This is a genomic window from Ideonella flava (genome assembly GCF_051857595.1).
Taxonomy (GTDB): Bacteria; Pseudomonadota; Gammaproteobacteria; order Burkholderiales; family Burkholderiaceae_C; genus Ideonella.
The window spans coordinates 642585-667333 of the sequence record NZ_JBPZHD010000002.1; the positions used below are offsets into that span (position 1 = coordinate 642585).

Annotated in this window: 19 protein-coding genes; 10 read left to right on the forward strand and 9 right to left on the reverse strand. The window is 68.1% G+C overall.

The features are described from left to right. Positions 1 to 54: 54 nt before the first annotated feature. Entirely contained in the window at positions 55 to 489 is a 435-nt protein-coding gene (locus ACS5PM_RS06675) for a hypothetical protein (RefSeq protein ID WP_439386783.1), read from the reverse strand. Positions 490 to 1668: 1179 nt separating this feature from the next. Here ACS5PM_RS06675 and ACS5PM_RS06680 point away from each other — a divergent pair. Together ACS5PM_RS06680 and ACS5PM_RS06685 are read left to right on the forward strand one after the other, a co-directional pair. Continuing rightward, positions 1669 to 2418, forward strand: coding sequence for a hypothetical protein (locus ACS5PM_RS06680; protein ID WP_439386785.1), 750 nt, complete (start codon positions 1669 to 1671; stop codon positions 2416 to 2418). Beyond that, positions 2415 to 3920: a hypothetical protein gene (locus ACS5PM_RS06685; RefSeq protein WP_439386787.1), complete on the forward strand. Its 1506-nt coding sequence runs from the start codon at positions 2415 to 2417 to the stop codon at positions 3918 to 3920. The genes ACS5PM_RS06680 and ACS5PM_RS06685 overlap by 4 nt, the downstream gene beginning before the upstream one ends. Positions 3921 to 4081: 161 nt before the next feature. Here ACS5PM_RS06685 and ACS5PM_RS06690 read toward each other — a convergent pair whose 3' ends face one another. The 7 genes from ACS5PM_RS06690 to ACS5PM_RS06720 form a co-directional block, all read right to left on the reverse strand. Next, positions 4082 to 5374 (reverse strand): hypothetical protein, encoded by a 1293-nt coding sequence (locus tag ACS5PM_RS06690; RefSeq protein WP_439386789.1) that lies wholly within the window; start codon positions 5372 to 5374, stop codon positions 4082 to 4084. Positions 5375 to 5959: 585 nt separating this feature from the next. Continuing rightward, complete coding sequence (locus tag ACS5PM_RS06695; RefSeq protein WP_439386791.1) at positions 5960 to 6775, reverse strand: DUF2894 domain-containing protein; 816 nt, start codon at positions 6773 to 6775, stop codon at positions 5960 to 5962. Continuing rightward, entirely contained in the window at positions 6768 to 7469 is a 702-nt protein-coding gene (locus ACS5PM_RS06700) for an OmpA family protein (protein ID WP_439386793.1), read from the reverse strand. The genes ACS5PM_RS06695 and ACS5PM_RS06700 overlap by 8 nt, the downstream gene beginning before the upstream one ends. 1 nt (position 7470) lies before the next feature. Next, positions 7471 to 9744 carry a DUF802 domain-containing protein gene (locus tag ACS5PM_RS06705; protein ID WP_439386795.1) on the reverse strand — a complete coding sequence of 758 codons (2274 nt, stop codon included), beginning with the start codon at positions 9742 to 9744 and terminating at the stop codon, positions 7471 to 7473. Further along, complete coding sequence (locus tag ACS5PM_RS06710; protein ID WP_439386797.1) at positions 9741 to 10454, reverse strand: DUF3348 family protein; 714 nt, start codon at positions 10452 to 10454, stop codon at positions 9741 to 9743. Before ACS5PM_RS06710 ends, ACS5PM_RS06705 begins: the two co-directional genes overlap by 4 nt. A 142-nt stretch (positions 10455 to 10596) precedes the next feature. Further along, entirely contained in the window at positions 10597 to 11409 is an 813-nt protein-coding gene (locus tag ACS5PM_RS06715) for a class I SAM-dependent methyltransferase (RefSeq protein ID WP_439386799.1), read from the reverse strand. Positions 11410 to 11489: 80 nt separating this feature from the next. Next, complete coding sequence (locus tag ACS5PM_RS06720) at positions 11490 to 11837, reverse strand: hypothetical protein (protein WP_439386802.1); 348 nt, start codon at positions 11835 to 11837, stop codon at positions 11490 to 11492. A 424-nt stretch (positions 11838 to 12261) separates the two neighbouring features. Here ACS5PM_RS06720 and ACS5PM_RS06725 point away from each other — a divergent pair, with 424 nt between their 5' ends. Both ACS5PM_RS06725 and ACS5PM_RS06730 read left to right on the forward strand, forming a co-directional pair. Continuing rightward, the gene (locus ACS5PM_RS06725; protein ID WP_439386804.1) at positions 12262 to 15294 is read left to right on the forward strand and encodes a hypothetical protein; all 3033 of its coding nucleotides are present in this window, start codon (positions 12262 to 12264) and stop codon (positions 15292 to 15294) included. Positions 15295 to 15365: 71 nt separating this feature from the next. After that, entirely contained in the window at positions 15366 to 15725 is a 360-nt protein-coding gene (locus ACS5PM_RS06730; RefSeq protein ID WP_439386806.1) for a hypothetical protein, read from the forward strand. Here the strand turns inward: ACS5PM_RS06730 and ACS5PM_RS06735 are convergent. Beyond that, on the reverse strand, positions 15712 to 16902 hold the full coding sequence (locus ACS5PM_RS06735) for a helix-turn-helix domain-containing protein (RefSeq protein ID WP_439386808.1): 1191 nt from the start codon (positions 16900 to 16902) through the stop codon (positions 15712 to 15714). The genes ACS5PM_RS06730 and ACS5PM_RS06735 overlap by 14 nt on opposite strands. Before the next feature lie 157 nt (positions 16903 to 17059). Between ACS5PM_RS06735 and ACS5PM_RS06740 the strand changes: the two genes are divergently transcribed. The 6 genes from ACS5PM_RS06740 (at position 17060) to ligD (ending at position 24743) form a co-directional block, all read left to right on the forward strand. After that, entirely contained in the window at positions 17060 to 18766 is a 1707-nt protein-coding gene (locus tag ACS5PM_RS06740) for a PQQ-dependent dehydrogenase, methanol/ethanol family (RefSeq protein WP_439386809.1), read from the forward strand. Further along, positions 18763 to 19092 (forward strand): c-type cytochrome, encoded by a 330-nt coding sequence (locus tag ACS5PM_RS06745; protein WP_439386811.1) that lies wholly within the window; start codon positions 18763 to 18765, stop codon positions 19090 to 19092. The genes ACS5PM_RS06740 and ACS5PM_RS06745 overlap by 4 nt, the downstream gene beginning before the upstream one ends. 137 nt (positions 19093 to 19229) lie before the next feature. Continuing rightward, positions 19230 to 20237, forward strand: coding sequence for a transporter (locus ACS5PM_RS06750; RefSeq protein WP_439386813.1), 1008 nt, complete (start codon positions 19230 to 19232; stop codon positions 20235 to 20237). 144 nt (positions 20238 to 20381) lie between these two features. After that, on the forward strand, positions 20382 to 21317 hold the full coding sequence (ku, locus tag ACS5PM_RS06755) for a non-homologous end joining protein Ku (RefSeq protein ID WP_439386816.1): 936 nt from the start codon (positions 20382 to 20384) through the stop codon (positions 21315 to 21317). After that, positions 21314 to 22174, forward strand: a complete 861-nt coding sequence (locus ACS5PM_RS06760) for a tetratricopeptide repeat protein (protein WP_439386818.1) — start codon at positions 21314 to 21316, stop codon at positions 22172 to 22174. Before ku ends, ACS5PM_RS06760 begins: the two co-directional genes overlap by 4 nt. A 16-nt stretch (positions 22175 to 22190) precedes the next feature. Then, positions 22191 to 24743 (forward strand): DNA ligase D, encoded by a 2553-nt coding sequence (ligD, locus tag ACS5PM_RS06765; protein WP_439386820.1) that lies wholly within the window; start codon positions 22191 to 22193, stop codon positions 24741 to 24743. Positions 24744 to 24749 lie beyond the last annotated feature (6 nt).

Here is a 24749-nt window from a genome sequence, read left to right on the forward strand (position 1 = left end):
TTCCCATACCGGGTCCCGCTGTCGGTTAAGCAGATCTGCTGGACTCCGGCGACTTCATGCTGGCCCGTCCTGGCCGTGGACACGAGCATCGGGCTCATCAGGGCGACCGCCAGGCAGCTGCGAACGAGCTTCATGCTGGGCTTCTGTTCGGCTTGAGGCCCTCCCCGCCGGTGTGCTGGTTTCCAGCCTGGGGATCGGAACCCCGGTGATCGACTCCAGATAGGCCCGCACCAGATTCGACTGCTCCGTGGTCACGGGATCCACATCTGCCTCTGGTAGCGCGAACAGCTCGGCCCATGATTCCTTGGTGATCCTGGCCAGCGCGGCGGGCGGGCTGATGTTGCGGTTCACGTAGATTTCGTAACGCCATCGGCCTATGGGGGCAATGTGATCCAGCGCCTGGCGCCCGGCGTCGACTTCCTGTTTGAGCGCAGTTCGTGAGTCCATCGCGTTCACTCCGAATGTGGCCAGGATGGGGGCGAGAAACATCGTTAGATACCTCATGACCACCTCCTTGCGCAGCAAAACTCCGCGCCGGAGAGCATAGGTTATTGCCCCACCGCGGGCCAGTCTCCCCACGGCACGATAGCCAACACGCAGTGGCGTCAGGTCTTGCAACCTGCGCGACGCCACTGTCACCCAACCTAGCTCGTTAGCAGAGTTTCCAGGGCCGAGCGCTCCTTCAGATTGCAGGCCCTGGTCCCCGGGCTTCCCGACGCTTGATGCATTGCTGACGGTCGCCAAGCGACTGGCGTGCATTGAGCGCGAGCGCAGTTGGTCACGCAGTTGCGGTCAGGTCATGCAATCAGCGCGACGCAACGCTCACCCGACCCAGCTCGTTGGAGAGCTTCCATGGCAGAGCGCTCTTTCAAAGTGCAAGACCTGCGCCCGGGTTCCTGCGGAATCGGCTGCGAGCGGCGACGGCGATGAGCAGGGGCCTTGGGGTTGCGATTGACAGGCTGCGGCGGGCTCGGTGGGCTCAAGGGTCGGGTCTCGCATGCAAGGTGCGGGACCTGACCGCACTCGTAGAGCACCGAGGCATCGGCGACATCAACACCTTTGGAGCCGGCTTGGCGTCGAGCGGCCACTGGCGGGCTGAATCGGGGTCTCAACGGGCCGACTCGGCGTGCGCCTCCTTCGCACTCCGCGCGGCGGAACGGCAGTCGAATGAGAGCATTGCAGCGTTAGGAGCCGGTCGCTATCGCCGAGTGCATTCGCGGTGAGCGCCATCGAGCCGCCCTTCGGCTCGACCGCCAGCGCTCGCCCCGAGTGGCAGGCATCCGAGGTGCCGTAGATTGCGCGCGTAAGCTCGGGCGCGCGCGTAGCCGTTGTCGGAGCCGATGGCGCCGCCGCGACTACGCTGAGGCGATGTGGTCCTGGATCAGCCTCGGCGACATGCTGCCGAGGCACCCGGCGACGAGGCAGTCCGGCCTTCGCAAGAGATGGGTTCCCTCGCTTCATCAACCCAGCCTTTAGGCTTGGCGCACTTGTGCATGCCTTCGTCAGAACATTTTTCCAGTGTCGAGTGGAGGTTTGCGGCACTAGACTCGCGATGATGCAAGTCTGTTCATTCAAGAAATGCGGGCTCCAACCTTACGCCCCCTCTGCCAAGCGATTGCGCGTTGGCTCCGACGTGAATCGGTCGAGCCTCGACTCGAGGCTCCGCGTATGACCGGCCTTGCGCCATTGCTGTGTGGTGGAAACAACTGCCAAGGTACAGCTAAGGTCGCGCTCGACCAACTATCCACCTCGGTGGAAGGCTTCTCAGGCAGGGCGATCAGCTATTTGACTGAAGAGTTCAGTCAGGATGCGCTAACGTTCGGGCCATTCTGCGCACGCGTTCTTCTCGAGAATGCATGCGCGGCCCTGGTTGGCAGGTTGGACTCTTTCCGCATGTTGTACTTGAGCGAGTTTCAGGCGCAGCCTGAGTACGAGCATGGCAAGCGTGCCCGCTCGGCATTTTCATGGTCAGGGGATGTAATGCCTGACGACAAGGCGGCCCAGCAGTTGTGGAGCCTTGACAACGAATTGCCCAGGATCAGCCGCGCTCTTCTGTCAAAGCACATGGAGCACGTCTACTGGAAGCCAGCGGTTGAAAGGATGCTCGATATCGTTTCGACGCTGCCGTCGGACCCGGCATTGGCTGAACTCTTGACACTCGACGCCGACACATTCGTCAGCGAGACAAGGGGCCGGGGAGCGCAGTTGTACTCGACGCTTTCCAAGGGAGTCCACTGGGAGTTCTTTACCAGCGCACTGCTGTTCGATGAACTCACGGTCAAGACTGCTATCCGGGACACCTGTCTACTCGTAAGTCGTCTCGGGCTTATCTCGCACTTTGTGCCAACTGCCTACGGCTCGCTTTCTGAGAGAGAAGCGATTGCCGGCTATGTCTCGTTCAGAAGGCTGCTACCTTGAACATCATGTTTAACAGCGATACTGACTCTGGTTTGATCCTCGCGGCGGAAGAGTGTCCTCCTGAGAAGTTCAGCGAGTATCACAACTTCTCGTCTTACGACGAAGTCATCATTCGAAAGCTGAGTGCTCACGGTCCAGTGCTTGTGCGAGGTGGGCGGGGCAGTGGAAAGAGTGCTCTCCTAATTGAAGCGCATAGGCGCATGCGGATGCTTCCAAACGTCTTCCCGGTATACGTGAGCCTCAGATACCTTCCACTTCTTCAATCAGATGGGCAAGAGTACATCGGCCACTTCTGCGAATTGCTCTCGCAATCGATTCAGCGGGAGTTGAGCGAGCGTGGCTTGGCACACGACTTCTCCAGCGTCGCGGATCAGGCCGGCTTGCAGCAGGAGCTAACTGCACTTGCCAAGTCTTTGAGCATGCGCGTGGTCCTGCTCTTCGACGACGCGGCACATATTGGTCGGGAGAAGCCCCTTGAGGTCTTCTTTGATCTCTTCCGAACAATCTCGAGCAGCCTCACATCCTGTAAGGCGTCCATCTATCCGGGTGTGACGAAGTTTGGCATAAGGTTCGACGTCTTCAACGATTCGACGATCATCGACATTGTTCGATCGGACGTTTCCGCAGTGCCTGACTTCTTCCCCGATGTTGTGCGCGCTCGATATCCGAGGCTCGCGGAACGAGCGATCTTCTCGGATCGCCTCGCACCAGCACAGTTCGCGAACTTGCTGGGTCGGTCAGTCGTCGGAAACCTGCGTGGATTCATCCTCGCCTGCAATCGGTTCGACGACAAGGAGAAGATTGGAATCCCTGAGGTCACGCAGTGCCTTTTGGACATGGCGTCTGACTATTTTTGGCCACTCATGGATGAAGTAGCGCCGAAACTCGGTGTGTACGAGGCACTAGTCGAACCTGCAAGAGAAGTGGTAGAAGCGATTGTCGAACACGCTACAAAGTCCGTTAGAGAACGCACGCGCGGAGTGGCGCAGGACAGGGTGTTGATCCATCGGCAGATCGTCAGTCACTACATGAAGATCTTTGAGATCCTCGAGTATCTCGGCTTTGTTGCTAGGCGAGAAGCATCGCGTGCGCTTAAGTCGGGCGGCAGAGGCCCGATTTTCGCCATTAACCTTTGCAGCCTCCTCGATTCAGTCCCGTCGAAGCGCTTGACCTTTGAGATGATCGAAGAGTGGTTGCAGGGCTCCGCTGAACCTGCGGAACTGCACGCCTCTGGCCCTACCTTTGGTCACATAAAGCTGCCATCCTTGCCTGAGGAGCACGGCTTGGCCATTCTCGAGAAGCCCGTGTCGGTGCTCGCGAAGTCGACAGCATATCCATACGGTCTTACAACGAATATCATCGAGCGATTGACGGGTGCAGGAATGACTACCGTTGGCAAATTGGCCAACAGTTCCGACAGGGAGCTAGACCGAATCGACTACATCGGTACGGCCAAGATCAAGACGATCCGGGATGTGGTGTATCAGGCGATTTGGATGTGAGCGCGCTTTTTGCCGGGGTCGAGCTTGCTAGAAACAGCAGCGGAGCGCTGCGCTGACTCGAAACAGTCTCGACTTGACTTCAAAGTCAGCCGCATGCTTGCGCGCGTGGTCACGCGCGGATTACTGGTCTCTCGAATGGATATCAGTGAGCTTGATGCTGCCTACAGTTCCCCTGGGTCGTCCTCCGCGCAACTTGCTAGCTTATGGGTACTCAGTAACGAGTCGAGATGCCCGGCCGGCAGTCGCACGTTCTTGCGGCACGCATCGAGGAGGCTAGAAAGCTGATCACACTCTCTAACGTTCTTATTATTGGCCGCGTTTTCAACAAGTACATTGATCTGTTCCAACGAGAAGGTGGTGGCATGGGCTACGAGTTCGCCCGCAATGCCGTTCGCATCGGCAAATGATTCTGCTCCCCGGAGCAACGCAATCGCGCGATCGGCTAAAGGCGCCGGAAGTTCAACGGCGGACGTGACGGCTTCCATTATGTTTGCCCAGGAAGTGTCAGCGATTCGAGCCGTGGCCGCATCTCGCAATGGTGGACAGTCGAGCAGGGAACCCACGCTCTTCAGATCTTCATCAGGCAAATGCTCCACATATGCGATGAGGCGTAGGTGCTGATCTCGCTCTAGGTATTGCCAACAATCGCCGACCAGTTGAAGGAACCTGGCGCAACGTGCTAGGCGACTATGATCGACGCCGCGAAATATGGCAGTTAGCTTTTCGCGCATAACTGAGTCGTATTGCGCATGGTGTAGTACGCCGACTGCCTGCAATGCCGCAGCATAGCGTCGGGCCGCTTTTCCGACTGGCCCCTCACAAAGCAAATGCTTCAACATTAGTACAACGAAGTTCCTGGTGAGCGATGCTCGCGGCTTCTTAAGGGGTCCTGATCCCAACACTATGCAAGCAGCTTTCACGTCGGTTGGGAAATAGTCTGACCCAACTTCCATGCAGAGGCGCTCTAGGGCAAACTTCCCCTGGACAGGTGGGTGCCGCAATAGATGCGAGACTGCAGCGTGTATGTGGGTTCGAACAAGCTCCGCTGATGGTATATAGGCTTGTTCATCTGAGATGAGTGACGGGTGAGCACATCTATTGCGATCGTCACGTAGGCGCGCAAGATCTACGTGTTCCAAATGCGAAATCAATTCAAACTGATCGCGAGCCAGATCCAACAACTCCCTTTCAAACTTCAGCGCTCTCAAGAAGTCATTAGTCTGTCTTGTCTTGTCAAGCTCTTCAATATGCTTTTCAGCTGTTTTGTCACCTGCAAGCGCAAGTTCGCGCAACTTATCAATTAGGTCAAAGCAAACTGCAATCCATGTCGCGACGATGGAAGCCCTCAATGCGCCCGCCCTGTAGCTGTTCACTGCCTCGGCCAGACAGGTTTTCGCCCGTGGATCGCGGCATTCCAGTATCAGTTCATCTAGATCAACCAACGGTGACGGCATAGGCTCCTCTCTGTCCTCCGTGCGCAGCTTATCTCGTCTTGCAACTAGCACCTAGTTGCGCTGCCAAGGTACCGGGACATGGCGAGATGCTGGACACGCCACGGTCCCGAGCGGGACCTTTAGCGCAGGGCAGCACTTGGTGAGGCCGGACCGTGGCCGTAGTTAGCTGCCGCGAGCGGACGCCGATTTAAACGGCTCTTTCATCATGCTCTGGGTCCCCGGGGGGCGACCCGGGTCTGGCATGGCAATGTTGACTTTGCAGCCTTGGACGCGATGTCCCGCCCGGTGGCGTAATCGTCTGCCCGGGCAGGCTGGATTCCACTAGCTCAGTGTGGCACTGCCGACAGCCGAGTCGGGACGGTTCGCTGACGGTCTGCATGACTGGGGCGTCGAAGACGAATGTCTCCTAACCGTCCCCATCGACAGATACGTGCCGACAGCGAATAACCGTCCCCAGTTCTTAAGCAACCAGACGTCAGGCTGGACGCGCAGTTCGAGCGACTGTCTCGCTCATCTGGGATGTTGTGAAGCGCCGGGTGGCCGCAACGCATTGCGGAGGCACCGCCCTGAAGGTTCAGATGTCGATCAAGGAGTTGTGCGTTCGAGCCACATGAGGGCATCGACGTGGGCCATGAAGCGCTGCAGGTATTCCGGCGAGACGTCGCGCATCAGCGTGAGGGTGCGCAGGACGAGGTGGTACGAGTTGAGCGGCCCGGCATTGGCGGGAACCTGGGCGAGGGCTTGTTCGAGGCGTTGCTCGGCGTCCAGGCGGGCCCAGGTGTTGCGCACCTCGTCGAGGGCCTTGAGTTCGGGGGGGAACGGGGGCGCGGCGGGGAAGGAGGGGGCGAGTACGGCGGTGGCCGTGTCGGCAGCGGGGGTGGGACCCCGCTGGTTGATGAGGTCGGCGAGGGTACCGAGCGGGCCGCGGGGCGCGGCGGGGCGTGCTGGGGCTGGCGCGGGTGCCCGTGCAGATACGTGCGCAGATACGCGAGCAGGCGCAGGGGCGGTCGCACGCATGGGCGCGGACACAGGTGCTTGCGCAGGCGCAGGCGAGGGAACGGGAGCGCGAGTGTGCGGGGGCGCGACAGGCGCGTGCGCACCCACAGGCGCGAGCGAAGGGGCAGGTGAGGATACCGGCGCCGGCGCCGGTGCAGGCGCGGGAGCGCTCACGGCCGCGCTGGCGGCCACGGGCGAGCGCGCCGCAGCCTCCTCGTAACTCGCCATCAGCCCGGCAATCTTTTCGTCCAGCAACCGCCGCGCCGCGCCGCTCTGCGCCCCCGCCCGTCGCACCAGCCCTTCGATGAAGCCGAAGCGCACCGGATCCACTTGATCCGCACCGCGTTCGCGCCAGGCGCGCAGCGTGGTGGCGGGGTCGGCGGAAGAGGCGTGCCCCTCACTCATGCTTCGCTACAGGAGTGGCCCGCGTAGGTCGCGGTGTAGGCGCCATCTCCACGCGGCGGTTGAGCGCGCGGCCCTCCGCGTTGTCGTTGGAGGCCACCGGCTGCTCAGCACCAAACGCAGCCGCGAAGACGGTGGAAGAGGGCACGCCTTCTTCGATGAGCGACCGGGTCACGGTCAGCGCCCGCTGGGCGGAGAGTTCCCAGTTGTCGGCGAAGCTGGCCTTGGGAGCGGGCGAGCCTTTGGCGTTGGGCTTGGGCGGCGCGGGCTTGACGGGGTTGCGCACCTGGCGGTCGTCGGTGAAGCCGCTGACCATCAGGATCTCGTCGCGCGATTGCAGGTAGGTCGCCAGCGGCGTGGCCAGGCTCTTGAGCAGTTGGCGGCCTTCGGGTTGCAGCTCGGCGGAGTTGAAGGCGAAGAGCACGCTGCCGCTGATGCCGATGCGGCCGTTGTCCAGGGTGACGCGGCCGGCGGCGAGCGGGCCGGCCAGGGCCTTCTCCAAGGCCTCTCGTCGCTGGGCTTCGGCCTGGCGTTGCCTGACTTCTGCCTCCAGCCGGTTGGCGAGGTCGAACTGGATGCCGAGCGCGCACACGAGGATGAGCACGAAGGCGCCGAGCAGGCCGGCCATCAAGTCGCCGAAGACGGCCCAGATCGGGACTTCGGCGGCGCCGTCGATCTCGTCGATAGTGGTGCTCACGTCAAGCAGGCTCGCTCGCGATGGCGCGGCGGCTCGTGGCCAGCTGCTGCAGGTCGTCGATGATCTGCTTCTGCGACATCACGCTCAGGTCGATGAGCTCGCGGGCCTGGGCGACGTAGTAGGCGAGTTGTTCGTCGCTGCGGCTGATGCTCTGGGTGAGCGAGGCTTCGACGCGGCGCAGCTGCTCCATCAGCTTGTCGCTGGATTGGCTGAAGAGCTGCACGGCCACGCCGAACGCGTCGCCCAGGCTGGCGACTTCCACCGCGCTGCCGGTCACTTGCGCGGCGACGGCGGCGAGCTTGTCGGTCTCGGCCGCGGCCTTGTCGGTGAACTGGGTGCCGACGCGGTCGAGCACGCTGGCGGTGGATTCGATGAGCGCGTCGATGGCGCCGCGCTGTTCGTGCGAGGCCTTGTTGACAGCGTCGAGCAGGGTGCTCAGCGTCTCCATCAGGCGGTTGCGTTCGTCAAGCGAAGCGGTGTCGCGCGCCACGCTGTCGGAGACCTTCTGCCGCATCTCGGCGATGACCTCGGCGGCCACGCGCGGCGCTTCGCCCGCGGCCTGCATGAGGCGCGTGATCTCGGCGATGGTTTCGCGGGCGTGGGCGTCGGCCTGGGTGGTCATGGCGCTGGCCGTCTTCTCCAGGGTCTCGACGATGGCGCGCTGCTGCGCCAGCGCCTGGGAGCCGGCCTGCTGCCATTGCTGCTGCAGGGCTTCGTGCGTCTCGCGCTGCCGGGCCAGGGTCTGCGTGCTGGCCTCGCGCCATTGCTGCTGGATGGCGTCGTGGGTCTCGTGCTGGCGAGCCAGGGTGTCGGCGGTGGCCTCGCGCCAGTGCTGCTGGAGGGCTTCGTGCGTCTCGCGCTGGCGCGCGAGGTGGTCCGCATGGGATTCGCTCCATTGCTGCTGCATGGCATCGAGGGCCTCGCGCTGGCGGACGAGCGTCTCGGCGTTGGCGGCTTGCCATTGCTGCTGCATGGCGTCGTGGATCTCGCGCTGGCGTTCGACCGCCTCGGCATGGCTGCCCTGCCATTGCTCTTGCAGCGCGCCGGCCGTGGCGGCGAGCGCTTGCTGCCAGGTGGCCAGGCGCTGGGCCTCTTGCTGCGCCAGCTCCTCGCGCAGGCGGCCGTGGGCGGCGTCGACGTTGCTGACCAGCGTGCCGGCCTGCTGCCCGAAGGCGGTGGCGGCGGAGCCCAGCGCCTCACGCGTGTCCAAGGCCAAGGTGCGGCTGGTCTGCTGGTGTTCGGCGAGCGCGGCCTGCCAGCCGGTCGTCAGGCTCGTCGCGACGCTGTGGGTGGTGGCCTCGAAACGCTGGGCCAGGCCGTCGAGCTGCTGCTGCGCCGCGCCGGCCACGGCCTGGTGCAGCGAGGCGGTCTCGCGGGTGATGTGGGCCATGGTGGTTTCGACCAGCGGGCGCAGGGTCTCGGCGGCGAGCCGGGTGCTTTCCGCCAGGCTGTTCTGCAGCGTGCGGTCGACGGACGCCGCCAGTCCGGTGTAGGCGGTCTGAGCTTCGCGATGGAAACCGGCCTGCTGCTCGGCCAGCTGCGTGCCGAGCGACTGGCCTTGCTGCTCCAGCCGGTCCATCAGGCTTTGCAGCTTGTCGACCAGCGCGGGCATCAGGCCGGCCTGCTGCTGCAGCAGCTTGAAGGCCTCTTCGCGGTGCTGCGCGGGCGAGAAGGCGCGCAGGGTGGTGGCGATGGCGGCATCGAGGGCCTGGGCGCTGCGCAGGCGCTCGCGCCGGCGCAGGGCGGACATCAGGCCCAGCATGGCCGAGGCCGCCACGCCCGCCACCGAGGTTCCGAAGGCCAGGCCCAGCCCGCGCACCGGCGCGGCCAGGGTGGCGCGAACGGCCTGCACGTCGGTGGCGCTGTCCAGCGCCGCGCCGGTGCCGTTGAGCGTGGCCACCATACCGAGAAAGGTGCCCAGCATGCCCAGCAGCACCAGCAGGCCGGCCAGATAGGGCGTGAGGCCGGGGCCGGGCAGGGCGATGCGCTCGCCTTCGACACGCAGGCGCACGGTGGTGCGCAGCGAAGGGTGCAGCTTGTCCAGCCAAGGGCCCAGGGCGGCCAGGGGCGTGGGAATGTCCTTGAGCGCGGTGTCGAGGCTGGCCGTGGCCTGGCCGAAGCGATGCAGTTCCACGGCGCCCATCAGGTAGAACGCGGCGACGAGGCCCGTCATGCCGAGGGCAAGCGCATGGGCGGCGCCCAGGTAGCCGTAGCCTATCCAGCCGAGCATGGCCAGGCCGGCCGCGAAGGCGGCGTTGTAGAGGATCTTGTTCATGGGTGCGAGGGGGCCGATCGCAGGGCTGCCAGCAGCCCCTCGACCGGTTGCATGCGGGTGTCGAGCTCCGCCAGCAGCACGGTGTGCATGTCCTGGCGGAAGGTGTCGAGCCAGGGGCCGGCGGCGGCGTCATCGCCGGCGGGCTTGAGGCTCTGGAAGCGTTTTTCCAGCCGCTGGCTGGCGATGCCGTGCATCAGCAGTTGCTCGCGCGCGGCCAGCACCTGCTCCATCACCGCATCGACGGCCGCCAGGCGGGCGCCATCGGCCCACGCGCCGGCGAGCTGTGCGCGCAGGCGCTGGCGCAGGGGCTCGATGCGTTCTTCCATTGCCTGTTGCATGGATTGGTACCGCTGGCGGTAGTGGGCGTAGTCGGTCGGCGCCTCGGGGGCGGGCTCGGGCGGCGTGGCGCCAGGCCGCCGCGATCCGCGCACGGGCTGGCTGGGCGCGGCGCAGGCCTCGGCGATGGCCCGTGCCAGGCCGACCTTGATGCGCTCGACGTCCTCGGCCGCGCTGCGGGCCGAGACCGGGGCGGCGGGGCTGGCCGGTGTCGCGCCGAGGGCGGCCGACAGCGAGATCGCGTCCGTCCAGCCGAGCCAGTGGCTCAGCGCCTCGGCAAAGCCGTGCTTGGGTGCGGGGGCGTCAACGCCCGTCAGGCGGGTCAGCTGGCGGGCCAGGGCCGAGCTGGTGTAGCGGGTGCGCCGCGAGTCCATGGCGCCAGTCGGAGTGCCGGAAAAAAGGGCGCAGTCTACTACCTGGGCCCCGGCCGGGCCCTGCCGCCCGGGGCTCAGGGCACCGGGAGGTCGAAATGCATCACGACCTGGCGTGCGCGGGCCGCCAGGTCCCTGTGCCGCCTCAGCCGGGCACGCGGCCCCTGACGGCCCAGGCGATGGCGGCGTAGGAACGCGGGCCGTCCGGCTCGCCATCGAGGTAGGCCGCGCGCACCGCCTCGCGCAGCTTCTCACGCGGCTCGGTGGCCAAGGTGGCCACGTACTGAGCCGGCGGGCCGTCCCGGCCTTCGAAGGGGCGCCAGTAGTCGGCAAAGTCATCGAACTCCATCCGGATGGCCAGCGCGGTCTCGGCCACGTCCACGAGGCCGCCATCGCGCCAGGCGCCGCCGAGCTCGCCCGGCCGGGTCATCGGGCGCGTGAAGCTGCGCTGGCGCAGTTCGCCGGCCTGGGGGTCGAGCATGGCGGCCGTGTCGAGGAACATGCGGTTGGCCACGAGGCCTCCGCGGGCGTCCCACGTGGCCGCTGCCACCACCGCGCCGGGCCGGGCCACGCGCCGCATTTGCGCGATGGCGCGCTGCGGCTCGGGCACGAAGTGCAGGACCAGCAGCGAAAGCACGCGGTCGAAGCTGGCGGCCGGGAAAGGCACGTCGCAGGCATCGCCCAGGCTGAAGGTGATCCTCGGGTCCTGGTTGCGGCGGCGAGCCTGCTCGATGTACGGCGCGGACAGGTCGATCGCCTGGATCTCGGCGGGCAGGCCGGTGGCCGCGAGCGCGTTCGCGAGGGACCCTGTGCCGCAGCCCACGTCGAGCACGCGCTCGCCCTCGCCCAGGCCGGCGAAGTCGATCAGCAAGGGCGCCAGCCGCCGGCTCCAGCGGCCCATCATCCGTTCGTAGTCCTCGCCGCTGTGCGAGATGAAGGTGGTCGACGGGCTGGTCATGGATACGTCCTTCGAGCGTGGCGTGAGGTTGTAGCCCGGGCCTGCGCCGCCGCGTATCCCTCGAAGCCGGGCGAGCGCCGCTAGCGGGACGTGCCCGAGGCGGCCAGGGCCGGGCCACGCGGCTTCAGCTCGAAGCGAACGACCGCTGGCACGATGTTCTGGGCATCCAGCGGTGTGCGCTCGCGGAACTCGACGACGGCTGGCTCGTAGCCCGGCAGCGTCGCGGTGAAGGAATAGATGCTGAACCAGCCGAAGTCGTCCGTGATGGTGGCGTCGAACGGCGTGGTGCCCAGCACCAGTTTGCGTTGCTCGTAGTCGACTCGCGCGCCCGGCGGTGACGATTCGAACCGGACGTGGGTGGCGCAGCCGCCGAGCGCGGCCAGGGCGGCAGCGATCGCGGCGGTGGAGGAAAGGCGGTGCTTCAGCATGGGGAGGACTGCGGTGGGGTTGATGGACCTCCGCAGGTCGGCAAGAACCAAGCCGCCCACCACCGCCGCGCTGGAGGGTTGTTGCAGCTGCTCACATCGAGACGAGCGTGTGGACCTCCGCCGGGCGATCGCCGGTGCGCCGCTTCGGCCGATGGGCCCGGGCTTCGCATGTCGGCACACGACCGCACGGGTGCCGGCGTAGCGTGGGCAGCCACTCGCCATCCGCCTGACCATGCACGTTCGTGATACGGCTCCACGGCCCCCCGCCCGGTCGGAGGGAGCCGGACCGTCGCGGCCGGCGTCCGCCGCGTCGCCGGCTCCGACATCCGGCAGCGACTCCGACGACGCGCTGCCGCTCGCCGCGATGCTGCGTCGGCCCGCGGCCGCGGCCGGCGCGATGCGACCGCGATCGAGCTTGCCCCCGGTGGCCGCACGGCCCGCTGCGTCGTCCTCGGCCCGCATCGAATCGGCCATCCCGTCCGCGAGCCAGCCCGGGGGCAGCAAGCGCGCCTACACGCCGGAGCAGCAGTTCCGCAACCGGCTGCGCAAGGCCTGGACCCGCCTGGCCACCGACCATGGTCGCCTGCTGGCGAGCTACCAGCGCGCATTCGGCGCCAAGAAGAACGGCCCCGACCTGCTACAGGCTCTCATCGACGCCACCCGCGAGCCCGGCGCCCGCGCGCTGGTCACCGGGGTGCCGCAAGTGGCCCACTTCGTGATCAAGCTGGGCGCCCAGATCCCGGCCGCGCAGGTGCTGTGCTGGACGGACGCCGACGGCACCGTCGCCGACGTCAAGCTCGCCCGCAGCGACCAGCCCGGCCATGTCGAGCAGGCGGCGCGCGAGCTGCTTGCCGCGGCCCGCAACCGCCACAGCGTCAACTCCGCGACCGAGGAAGGCGGGGCCACGCGAACCCACCTGCGCCAGCTCTGGCAACGCCGATCCGGCCAGGAGCTGGACCCGATCACCGAAGCCTGGCATCGCCTGCCCGGCAACGCGCTGACCGCCGACTTCCACGTCCTCGAGTACCTGCACGGACTGACCAAGGAAGCCGGTGCGCGCGCCTTGCCGACCGACGGGGCGGGCATCCAGCGCTTCATCGTGAAGGTGCCGGGCATCGCCGAGCCGGTCGACATCCTGCTGCGCGAGCAGCCGGATGGGACGCTGGGCGACCTCCGCTTCGCGCCCGAGAAGAAGGAAAAGCTTCCGTGGCTGGTGCGCCTGATGGAGCAGGGCGAGGCGACTTCCATCCAGCGCAAGACCGCCGCGCCCAGGCAGGGCCCACGCAACGCGAACAGCTTGTGGGCGCCGCTGAAGAACCGCCTGGCCGCCGCGTTCGAGGCCTGCCGCGAGGCCAGGCGCGAGAAGAACGAGCGGGTCCCGGCGGCCGGGGCCTTCGTCAAGCACCTGGATGAGCTGTGCCTGGCGACGGGAGAGGGCGTCCTGGTCGATGCGGATCTCGACGTGAGACGCTTCGTCGTCACGCCCGAGGGCAGCAACCACCCCATCACGCTGCTCAGGCGCGCCGACGAGCGCGGCGTCGCGGCCTTGCGCGTGGTCGAGCCGGATCTGTCCGACCAGGCGGCGATGCTCAAGGACATCTGGCGCCACGCCCGCAAGACGCCTGCCGGTGCAGCGCCAGCATCGTCCGCGTCCGCGATGGCCGCCGACGCTCCGGGCCCCGCGGCAGCACCCTCCGGCTCGGGCCGCGCGATGAAGGATGCCTGGCAGCTCAAGCAGGTGCTGGAAGTGGCGGTGGCGAACCAGGGCCGCGGGGGCGACCTGCTGGCGGGCGCGGCCGAGGCGAGCGGCGTGCCCGACCGCGAACTGCGGCGCTGGGTGGGCCCGGACGGCGCTCTGCTCCTGACCCCCGGCGCGCTGCTCAAGCTGAAGGACTACTACGACCTGCGCGACGACTTCGAGATCCTGTTCACCCAGCTCGGGCAGCCGCAAAGCGTGGCCAAGCTGCCGGGCGAGCTCACCGCCGAGATGACGCTGCGCATGCTGAAGGCCCGGCAGGAGCTGCCCGACGCGCCCACGTCCAGGCTGGCGCGAAGGGCCGATATCCACCCCGAGGTGGCCAAGCGCTACTTCGACGCCCACCACGAGGTCTTCTTCAAGGCGTCGAACGAGCGGCTCATGCGCATGCCGGACTACGCCCGGCACCGTGCGGCGATGCAGGCCGCGCTGGCCGCGATCGGCCACACCGAGCGCGCGGCGAACCTGCCCGCGCCCGAGACGCCGGCCGAGACCTTCCTGCGCCAGTTCGAGGAGCGCCTGTACCCGCTGCGGATGGCCATCGGGCAGATGCGGCGCGACCCGGCGCTGTCCGCGACGCAGGCGGCCCGGCTGGTGAACGCCTGGCCCGAGATGCCGGCCTTGCTCGATCGGCTGGTGCTACCGGGCGGCCAGCTGCGCGCTGTCGGCGACATCGCGCGCGACCTGCCAGCCTTCGAGGCGGATCAGCGGCCGTTGTTGGAGCAGCTTCTGGCGCGGATCGCCCCGGGGGCGGCCGGCGCCGGGATGACGGAGGAGCTGATGCCCGCCAAGGGCCTCGCCCCGGGCAAGGTCTTCATCGTGAGAGACCCCTCCGGCGCGGCAGATGGGCGCGCGGGCTCTCGCGAGGGCAAGGCGGCGCGCGGGCGCCGGCTGGAGCAGATCTACGCCAACAGCCCGGCCCAGGTGGTGCCGCCGCGGTCCTACCGTGCCGAACGTCCGAAGCAATGCCTGCGCTGGCTTTCCACCTTCCTCAAGGCCCGTTTCGACAAGGCGACCGAGGTCCAGGCCTACTGGGACGCGCCGCGCGGCGAGCTGTGGGTCTCTTCCAACCACACCGCGGCCAATGCCGACATCAAGGCCTTCCTCGAGCAGGGCGGCCTGGCGCGAGCCCTGGAGGATCTCGTCGAGGACACCCACGCCAGCCGCGAGGTGCGGCACGCCTCGCGGCTGCGCCAGATGATGAAGGACGAGTCGGCGCGGCCGGTGCAGGCCGGCCCGCTGCTCGCAGCCTTGTTCGACGGCCAGGTGCGCGTGCCGACGGACGCCATCATCGACAACCGCACGGGGCACCGCATCGAGCTGCATGCCGAGCGGCACCTCAAGCACGCCTTCGAGAAGCTGCACGGCGAGGGATCGCTCGACCGCCGGCTGGTGGCCGGCACGATGCGCCCCTGCGGCATCTGTGCCAAGGACCTGAAGCTGCCGGCCTCCGCGCGGCGGGGGCCGTTCTGGATGTCCCGCGCGGCGACGCAGGGCCACGACCTGGTGGCGCATGCCGAGCACGACCGCGATGCGGGCATCGGCACCTACGCTACTCGCACGCGCGACGGCAAGCTCACCGTGGCCTACGACACCGACAGTGACGACGGGACCGACATCGAGGACAGCGCGCTCGGCAAGCGTCACGCGGAGGATCGCGCTGGCGACGCGGGCAAGGCGCCGCGCGTCAAGCGCCGCTGACCCATCGCCGGGCTGGCGCCCCGGGCGCCGCCCCACTACATTCGGGCCAGGCTCGTTGTTCGGAGGTGATCATGAAGTTTGCAGCCATCGCCCTGTGTGCCGCCCTGGTCGTGACGACCGCCCACGCCGCCGACGCCACGTGCGTCGCGCAGGCCACCGAGAAGAACCTGGCCGGCGCGGCCAAGGCCTCCTTCCTCGGCAAATGCATGCGAGATGCGGTCGCCGCCTCGCGCACCACCTGCGATGCCCAGGCCGCCGAGAAAAAGCTCGCCGGCGCGGCCAAGACCAGCTTCACCCGCAAGTGCGTGGCCGATTCCACGCCCGACGTGCAGGCCAGCTGCGACTACATGGCGGATGACAAGAAGCTCGCCGGCGCGGCCCGCACGAGCTACGTCACCAAGTGCGTGTCGGACTCGGTCAAGCAGCCGTGAAGTCCTCGCCGCCGTCGGGCCGCGAGGCCCGGGCGGTGGCGCGCTCCTTCAGCCGCCGGTAGAGCAGCCCGCGCGAGACGCCCAGCATCCGCGCGGCGGCCGAGATGTTGCCGCGGCTGCGGATGAGCGTGGCATCGATGGCTTGCTGGCTGAGTGAACGCAGCGAGGCCTCGGCCAGCAGGGCGGCCTGCACGGCGGCGGCGCCCATGGGCGCCTGCGTCGACGCGGGGGAGGGCGGTGCCGCCTCGCCCAGGCTCGCCCGCAGGTGGATCTGCAGCCCGCTGGGCAGGCGATGTGGTGTCGCGCTGCCGTCGCGCGTGTGCGCCAGCAGGGCCGTCAGCGTCATCCCGAACAGCGCTTCGAGTTCATCGCCCGCCTGACCTTCGGCCGGCCGCCTCAGCAGGGCCAGCCCGGCAGGGTTGACCCAGGCGACGCGGCCGCGTTCGTCCACCGCGGCCAGGCCTTCGAGCGGCGTGCCCAACAGTTGCGGACTGGCCTGGAAGCGCAGCAGCACGTGGCCGCGCGCCTGGCGCGTGAAGAGGCGGTTCTCTATGCCCACGGCGGCCAGGCGGACGAGCGACAGCGCATCGAAGGCGAAGCCCTGGCCCTCGGTGGACACGTCCAGCACGCCGAGGAGGTGGCCGCTGCCATCGCGTATCGGGGCCGAGGCGCAGTGGACCTCGTGCAGGGCGCCATAGAAATGCTCGCCGCCGCAGACGGTGACCAGCGCGCCCGAGGCGGCGGTGATGCCGGGCGCGGTGCAGCCGAGGTTGTCCTCGCCCAGGTTCACGCCTACGCGGCCGGCCGTGTCGAGGATGCCGCGGCCGCCCGCGCTGGTGGCCGGGCTGGCGCGCACGACGATGCCGTGGCGGTCGGTCAGCACGGTCTTGCAGGCGGTGCCGCTGAGCATGGTGTCGAGCTGGTCGATCTCGGGCGCGGCGGCCTGCAGCAGCGCGTGGTGGCGGTCCAGGGTGGCGCGCAGCTGGCCCTTGGTGACGGGGTCGAAGGCCGGCACCGCCTCGGGGCGGTGGCCGGCGACGAGGCTGCGGTGCCAGGACTGCAGCACCGGCTCGCTCACCAGCCCCAGCGGCCGCTCGCCGCGCTCGAAGAAGCGCTCGCGGGCCAGCGCGGTGCGCTGCGCCGGCGTCGCGAAGAACAGATTGGCGGCCATCGTCATCGGCATCGACTCCTGTGGGGGCCCGCCACCTTGTGCCAAAGCGGAACAACCGGCAGCTAGGGAAAGCACGCGGATGGTTCGGCGGGGAAGGGCGCCCTACAGTCCATCGCGCCGTGGCCCTGGATCGCCTCGCCACGCCCCGAAGGAGACACAAGCCATGCTCATCCGCATCCGCACTGCGGCGCTTGCCGCCGGCCTCCTGGCCGCCCTGCTGCTGCCCGCCGTCCAGGCGCAATCGCTGGCCGACCTGCGCAACGACGCCGCCACGCCCGGCGACGTCACCACCTACGGCATGGGCTGGTCGCAGAACCGGCATGCGCCGGGCAAGCAGATCACGCCGGGCAACGCGAAGAACCTGGTGCCGGTGTGGAGCCTGAGCCTGGACAACAGCGCCAACGCCTCCAGCCAGCCGCTGCTGATCGGCGACACGATGTACGTCGCCACGCACACCCACACCCTGGCCATCGATCCGCTGACCGGCCGCCAGAAGTGGAAGACCGCGATCGACGTGCCGGCCGACGTGGCCGCGTACCTGTGCTGCGGCATCCACAGCCGCGGCCTGGCGGCGCTCGACGGCGTGCTCTACCGCACCACCATCGACGCCCACGTGATGGCCATCGGCATGGCCGACGGCAAGACGCTGTGGAAGAGCCAGGCCGCCAACTACAAGGACGGCTACAGCATGACCCACGCGCCGCTGGTGGCCGGCGACACGCTCATCACCGGCATCAGCGGCGGCGAGTACGGCACGCGCGGCTTCCTCATCGGCTGGGACCTGAAGACGGGTCAGCAGAAGTGGAAGCGTTACACCACGGCCGCCCCTGGCGAGCCCGGCGCGGACACCTGGAAGCCCGGCCGCTACGAGACCGGCGGCGGCCCCACCTGGCTCACCGGCACCTACGACCCCGACCTCGGCCTCGTCTACTGGGGCGTGGGCAACGGCGCGCCGTGGAACCCGGCCACGCGGGGCGGCGATGCGCTGTACATCGGCTCGGTGCTGGCGCTGCGGCCGGCCACCGGCGAGATCGCCTGGCACTACCAGTTCTCGCCCGGCGACCCGTACGACTACGACGGCACCAACGAGCTCGTGCTGGCCGATCTGCCTCTCCAAGGGACACAGGGCAAGCCCACCAAGGTCTTGATGCAGGCCAACCGCAACGGCTACTTCTACGTGATCGACCGCAGCAGCGGCAAGCTGCTTTCGGCCGAGCGTTTCGCCAAGCGCGTCAATTGGGCCTCCGGCATCGACATGGCCACCGGCCGGCCCATCGACACGCCCCTGACGACCATGCTGCGGCAGACCGAGGCGCCCACCGATTTCGTCGAGGTCTGGCCCAGCGCCTTCGGCGGCAAGAACTGGATGCCGATGAGCTACGACCCCGGCCGCAAGCTCGCCTTCTTCAACACCATCAACGTGGGCATGAAGGTCAAGTACGTCAAGCAGGACAAGCCCGGCGCGCCCAACTGGTGGCTGGGGCTGGAGCTGGGTGGCTTTGTCGGCCCGGAGGACGGCAACCGCGGCGCGCTCGTCGCCTGGGATCCGGTCGCCAACAAGCGGGTGTGGGAGGTGCCCTCCAGGTCACCGAACTGGAGCGGCGTGCTCTCGACCGGCGGCGGCGTGGTCTTCACCGGCTCGCAGACGGGGGCCTTCATGGCCTTCGACGCGAAGAGCGGCAAGAAGCTCTGGCAGTTCCAGACGGGCTCGGGGATCTCGGGCCTGCCGATCGCCTGGGAGCGTGATGGCAGGCAGTACGTCACCGTCCTTTCCGGGTCGGCCACGGTGTACGCCGCATTGGCCGGCGATCCCGAAGTGACCAACGTGCCCGCCGGCGGCTCGGTCTGGACCTTCGCCCTGAAGCAGTGAGGAGGCTGGCGATCGTCGGGTGGCTGGTCGCTTTCGCGGCGCCGACCTGCGCACAGGACGCGGCTGCGTCCGCCCCGGACGGGGCGGCCCTGGCGGACCAGGGGCGCCGCGTCTACATGAGCCTGTGCGTGCGCTGCCACGGCCTGAACCTGGTCTCCAACGGCATCGGCTTCGATCTGCGCCAGTTCCCGAAGGACAACCCCGAGCGCTTCCGCAACAGCGTCAGCAAGGGCCTGCGCGCCATGCCCGCCTGGGAAGGCGTGCTCAAGCCGGGCGAGCTGGACGCGCTGTGGGCCTACATCGGGTCGGTGAACCACTGGCAGTAGCCGTCGCCGGGCCTCCTCGCCCGCTGATCTGGCGTTCCTGAAAGCGCTTCACATCGTCGTGCCATCATCGCCCGCCCGCCGGCGAGGCCTCTCGCAGAAAGGCCTCGGCGCGGGGTCCTCAAGAGCGAGCACAGAGCATGGCGATTTCCTACGGTGCCCACCCCTTCGGCCACTTGTGCGGCTTCCTGTTCCGCGCTGGCGAGGCGGGCCAGCCGGTGGACCTGGAGCAGGCCAGGCAATGGCTGGGCACGCCGCCGGCAGAGGACGACGCGTCCTTCGTCTGGCTGCACTTCGACCTGGCCGATGCATCCGCGACGCCGTGGATGCAAAGCCATCTGCCCTTGCCGCCGGAGTACTTCGAGGCGCTGCGCGAGGGCTCGCGCTCCACCCGCCTCGAGATGGCCGACGACACGCTCATCGCGGTGGTGAACGACGTGGCCTACGACTTCTCCTTCGACCCGTCGGAGATCGCCACGCTGTGGGTGGCTGCCGGCCCTCGCCTTGCCGTCAGTGCCCGCGTCCATCCGCTGCGCTCCATCGACCGCCTGCGCGAGGAGGCGAAGAAGGGCGTGCGGTTCGGCTCGCCGGTGGGCCTGCTGAACCGCCTGCTGCGCGACCAGGGCGACGTGCTCATGCGCATCGTGCGCCAGGCCACACTGGACGTCGACGCGATCGAGGACAAGCTGCTGGTCGGCCGCCTGCAGCGCCAGCGGATGGACCTCGGCAAGGTGCGCCGGTTGCTCGTGCGCCTGCAGCGCCTGCTGGCGCCCGAGCCGGCGGCGCTGTTCCGACTGCTGCGCCAGCCGCCGCCCTGGGCCGCCGCGCCGGACCTGGACGAGCTGCGCCAGTCGACGGAAGAGTTCTCGTTCGTCATCCGTGACATGTCCGACCTGCAGGAGCGCATCAAGCTGCTGCAGGAGGAGATCGCGGCCCAGGTCAGCGAGCAGACCAACCGCAGCCTGTTCACCCTGACGATGGTGACGGTGCTGGCGCTGCCCATCAACATCACCACCGGCTTCTTCGGGATGAACGTGGGCGGCATTCCGCTGGGCGACGACGCGCACGGGTTCGCGCTCGTGGTCTTCCTGGTCGCGCTGTTCACCTTGCTGGCGGCCTGGTGGGCCTTCCGGCGGCGCCGGGACTGAAGATCGCCGAGGCGCCAGGGCCCGTGGCTGCACGCGTCCGCCCCAGGCGTTGCTGCCACGCCGCGGCCGGCTTGGCGATTCGCCAGGGGCGGGCATACCATTCGCCCCTCCTGTCGACGTGGTACCGCTTCCAAGGAGCATGGCATGGCTGCGCGTTCGATTGCCTCGCTGACCCTCGGCTTCGGCCTGGTCTCCATCCCGGTCAAGCTCTACTCGGCCACCGAGAGTTCGTCGACCATCCGCTTCAACCTGCTGACCAAGGACGGCTCGCGCGTCAAGCAGCAGTACGTGTCGGAGAAGGACCAGTCGCTGGTGCCGCGCGCGGAGATGGTCAAGGGCTACGAGTTCGAGAAGGACCGCTTCGTTCTCTTCTCGCCCGAGGAGCTGAAGGCCCTGGAGGAGAGCTCCAGCCACATGGTCGAGATCATGGCCTTCATCCCCGAGAAGTCGGTCGACCCGCTGTACTACGACAAGGCCTACCTGCTGGCACCCGACAAGCGCGGCGCCAAGCCCTACACCCTGCTGAAGGAGGCGCTGCGCGAAAGCGGCAAGTGCGCCCTGGCCAAGTGGGCCTGGAAGGCCAAGCAGTACGTGGTGCAGATCCGTCCGCACGAGGACGGCCTGGTGCTGCAACAGTTGCTGTATGCCGGCGAGGTGCGCTCGCTGAAGGATCTCGACATCGAGCAGGTCAACGTCACGCCGGCCGAGCTGCAGCTCGCGCTGCAGCTGATCGAGCAGTCGTCCGAAGAGGCCTACGTGCCCGAGAAGTACGAGGACGAGGAGAAGAAACGCATCCTCGCCGCCATCGACGAGAAGATCGCCGGCCGGCAGATCGTCGATGCCGTCCGTGCCGAGGAGGCGCCGCTGGGTGGCCAGGTCATCGACCTGATGGCCGCGCTGCAGGCCAGCCTCGGGAAGAAGACCAAGGAGCCGGCCCCTGCCAAGCCCAAGGCCAAGGTGGCCGTGGCGGTCGAGGAGGCGGCCGAGGCCGCCGCGCCGCGCAAGGGTGTCAAGCGTGCGGCCAAGGTGGCCGAGGTGGTTGAAGCCCCGGCGCCGGCCAAGGCCAGAGCGAGGAAGTGACGACGTCTCTCGCCCATGCCACCTACACCCTGAAGCGCGTCCAGGAGCTGCTCGATCTGCCGCGCTCGGTGGTGACCGGGCTGGTCGCGGACGGCTTCGTTCGACCCGCCCGCGGGCCGCGCAACGAGTACCGCTTCTCCTTCCAGGACCTGCTGCTGCTGCGCACCGCGCACGCGCTGAGCCAAGCCAACATCGCGCCGCGCAAGATCCTGCGGGCCTTGGCGCGGCTGCGTGGCGAGCTGCCGTCCGACCTGCCGCTCACCGGGCTGCGTGTCTCAGCCGTGGGGGCCGACGTGGTGGTGCATGACGGCCACGGCGCGCGCAAGGTCGATTCGGGCCAGCGGGTGCTGGATTTCGAGGTCAACCCCGCGCCGCGCACGGGCGAGGTCGCCTTCATCGACCGCCGGCCGGAGCCGACCGTCGCACCTCTGCGCGCCGCGGACAAGCGGGCGCAGGCGCAGGCCTGGTTCCAGCAGGGCGAGCGCCAGGAAGCGAGCAATCCCAAGGCCGCCGAGGCGGCCTATCGCGAGGCCATCGCCCTGGTGCCCACCTACGTGGATGCCTACCTCAACCTCGGCGCGCTGCTGTGCGAGGCCAGCCGCTGCATCGAGGCGGCCGATCTCTACGAACACGCGTTGCAGCTCGGCGCGGTCGATGCGCTGATCCACTTCAACCACGCCATCGCACTGGAGGATCAACGCGACCTCGGCGGTGCCATCCTCAGCTACCGCCGCGCCCTGGCGCTGGACCCCGACCTGGCCGACGCCCACTACAACATCGGGCGGCTGCTGGAGAAGCAGGGCGACGCGCAAGGCGCGCTGCGGCACTTCAGTGCCTACCGGCGGCTGGCGCGCTGACACAGGGGCTGCCGCCATGCCGGCCCGAGCCGCGAAAGACCAGGACAACCCGCTCGCCCGCTACTGGGCCAAGCGCGACTTCTCGGTCACGGCGGAGCCGCGCGGCGAGCCGGCGGCCAGGAAGCGCGGCAAGGCGCTGAGCTTCGTCGTGCAGAAGCACGCGGCCTCGCGCCTGCACTACGACTTCCGCCTCGAGCTCGACGGCGTGCTGCTGTCCTGGGCCGTGCCCAAGGGGCCGAGCTTCGACCCGGCGAAGAAGCAGATCGCCATCCACGTCGAGGATCATCCGCTGAGCTACGGCGGCTTCGAAGGCACGATCCCCAAGGGCCACTACGGCGCCGGCACGGTGATCGTTTGGGACCGCGGGACCTGGGAGCCGGTGAACGACCCGCACGAGGGCCTGAAGGCCGGCAAGCTGTACTTCCGCCTGCGTGGCCAGAAGCTCGTCGGGCTGTGGGAGCTGGTCAAGATCGCCAAGCCGGGCGAGAAGCAGGAGCCGTGGATCCTGTTCAAGAAGCGCGACGAGCACGCCCGGCCCACGGCCGAGTACGACGTGGTGTCGGCGCTGCCCGACAGCGTCATCGCCAAGCCGTTGCGCTCCACCGAGCCTGTGGAGCCGCGTCCGCGCGCGAAGGCTGGCGGTGACTCGGAGCTGCCGGGCGCGGTGAAGGCGCCGTTGCCCGCGCAGATCGGCCCGCAGCTGGCGACGCTGGCCACCGGCGTGCCGCCCAAGGGGCGGTGGGTCTTCGAGATCAAGTTCGACGGCTACCGGCTGATGGCGCGCATCGACGGCAAGGGCCGCGCCGCGCTCATCACGCGGGGCGGCCACGACTGGACCGATCGCATGCCGGCGCTGGCCCGCGGCATCGAGGCGATGGGCTTGCGCAACACCTGGCTCGACGGCGAGATCGTCGCCTTCGGGCCCGAGGGCAAGCCCGAGTTCAACGCCCTGCAGAAAGCGCTCGACAAGCGTCCCGGCAGCAGCGATGCCATCGTCTACTTCGTCTTCGACCTGCCCTTCTTCGAGGGTCACGACCTGCGCGGCGTGGCGCTGAGCGACCGGCGCACGGTGCTCAAGGCGCTGATGGACGAGAAGGCGGAGGATCCGGTGCGCTTCAGCGCCGACTTCGAGGTCGACCCGGCCACCATCCTGGCCTCGGCCAAGCGCCTGCAGCTGGAGGGCGTGATTGCCAAGCGGGCGGACGCGCCCTACGTCTCCCACCGCAGCGACACCTGGCTCAAGTTGAAGGTGAAGATGCGGCAGGAGTTCGTCGTCTGCGGCTTCACCGACCGCACCGGGGAACCTTCACAGGTGGGCAGCCTGATCCTGGGCGTGTACGACAAGCCCGGCGGCGAGTTGTTGTCCGTCGGCAGCGTGGGCACCGGCTGGGACACGGCGGAGGCGAAGAAGCTGAAGGACACCGTCGCGCCGCTGGAGATCCCGAAGCCGCCCTTCGGTGCCGGCACCGCGGCCGACAAGCCAAAGCCCGGCCGCTGGTCGCGGCGTGCGCCCGGCAGCGAGCGCTGGGTGAAGCCGACGCTGGTGGCCGAGGTCGAGTTCGGCGAGTGGACGCCCGACGGCCAGATCCGCCATGCTGTCTACGCCGGCCTGCGGGCCGACAAGCCGGCGACCGCCGTGCTGCGCGAGCGGCCCCAGGACATCCAGGGCTCCAAACCGGCCCGTCCCGCCGGCAGCGTGCGGGTGAGCCACGGCGAGCGCGTCATCGACGAGAGCACGGGGCTGACCAAGCTCGACCTCGTGCGCTACTACGAGTCGGTCGCCGAATGGATCCTGCCGCACCTGAAGAACCGCCCCGTGTCGCTGGTGCGCGGGCCCACGGGCATAGGCGGCGAGCTGTTCTTCCAGAAGCACGGTGAGAAGCTCGGCATCCCGGGCATCAAGGAGCTGCCGGAAGCGCTCTGGCCCGGCCACCCGGCCTTGCTGGAGATCGCGACTGCCGAGGCCCTGGCCGGCGCCGCGCAGATGAACGTGATCGAGCTGCACACCTGGAACTCGACGAAGCAGCACATCGACCAGCCGGACCGCATCGTCTTCGACCTGGACCCTGGCGAGGGCACGCCCTGGCAGCACGTGCAGGAGGCCGCGCTGCTGGTGCGCGCGATGTTGACGGAGCTGGGCCTCGAAGCCTGGCTCAAGACCTCGGGCGGCAAGGGCCTGCACCTGGTGGTGCCCATCACGCCCAAGCTGGACTACGACACGGTGAAGGATTTTTCGCAGGCGGTCGTGCAGCACCTGGCCCGCACCATCCCTTCGCGCTTCGTCGCCAAGAGCGGTGCTTCCAACCGCGTGGGCAAGCTCTTCGTCGACTACCTGCGCAACGGCTTCGGCGCGACGACCGCGGCGGCCTTCTCGGCCCGCTCGCGGCCGGGGCTCGGCGTGTCGATGCCGGTGCACTGGGAGCAGTTGCCCGAGCTCAAGAGCGGCGCCCAGTGGACCATCGCCACGGCACGCGAGTACCTGTCGTTCCAGAGCGAGGATCCATGGGCCGGCTACTGGAAGAAGCGGCAGCAGGTCACCAAGGGGATGAAGGCCCTCGGCATGGCGTAAGGTGCG

Excerpts from the sequence above, each read along its gene's own strand:
- ACS5PM_RS06740 (WP_439386809.1), top strand. The coding sequence starts at position 17,060 with ATGCTCATCCGCATCCGCACTGCGGCGCTTGCCGCCGGCCTCCTGGCC.
- ACS5PM_RS06720 (WP_439386802.1), bottom strand. The coding sequence starts at position 11,837 with ATGCTGAAGCACCGCCTTTCCTCCACCGCCGCGATCGCTGCCGCCCTG.
- ACS5PM_RS06750 (WP_439386813.1), top strand. The coding sequence starts at position 19,230 with ATGGCGATTTCCTACGGTGCCCACCCCTTCGGCCACTTGTGCGGCTTC.
- ku (WP_439386816.1), top strand. The coding sequence starts at position 20,382 with ATGGCTGCGCGTTCGATTGCCTCGCTGACCCTCGGCTTCGGCCTGGTC.
- ACS5PM_RS06730 (WP_439386806.1), top strand. The coding sequence starts at position 15,366 with ATGAAGTTTGCAGCCATCGCCCTGTGTGCCGCCCTGGTCGTGACGACC.
- ACS5PM_RS06705 (WP_439386795.1), bottom strand. The coding sequence starts at position 9,744 with ATGAACAAGATCCTCTACAACGCCGCCTTCGCGGCCGGCCTGGCCATG.
- ACS5PM_RS06710 (WP_439386797.1), bottom strand. The coding sequence starts at position 10,454 with ATGGACTCGCGGCGCACCCGCTACACCAGCTCGGCCCTGGCCCGCCAG.
- ACS5PM_RS06695 (WP_439386791.1), bottom strand. The coding sequence starts at position 6,775 with ATGAGTGAGGGGCACGCCTCTTCCGCCGACCCCGCCACCACGCTGCGC.
- ligD (WP_439386820.1), top strand. The coding sequence starts at position 22,191 with ATGCCGGCCCGAGCCGCGAAAGACCAGGACAACCCGCTCGCCCGCTAC.
- ACS5PM_RS06735 (WP_439386808.1), bottom strand. The coding sequence starts at position 16,902 with ATGACGATGGCCGCCAATCTGTTCTTCGCGACGCCGGCGCAGCGCACC.
- ACS5PM_RS06675 (WP_439386783.1), bottom strand. The coding sequence starts at position 489 with ATGTTTCTCGCCCCCATCCTGGCCACATTCGGAGTGAACGCGATGGAC.
- ACS5PM_RS06715 (WP_439386799.1), bottom strand. The coding sequence starts at position 11,409 with ATGACCAGCCCGTCGACCACCTTCATCTCGCACAGCGGCGAGGACTAC.
- ACS5PM_RS06680 (WP_439386785.1), top strand. The coding sequence starts at position 1,669 with ATGACCGGCCTTGCGCCATTGCTGTGTGGTGGAAACAACTGCCAAGGT.
- ACS5PM_RS06690 (WP_439386789.1), bottom strand. The coding sequence starts at position 5,374 with ATGCCGTCACCGTTGGTTGATCTAGATGAACTGATACTGGAATGCCGC.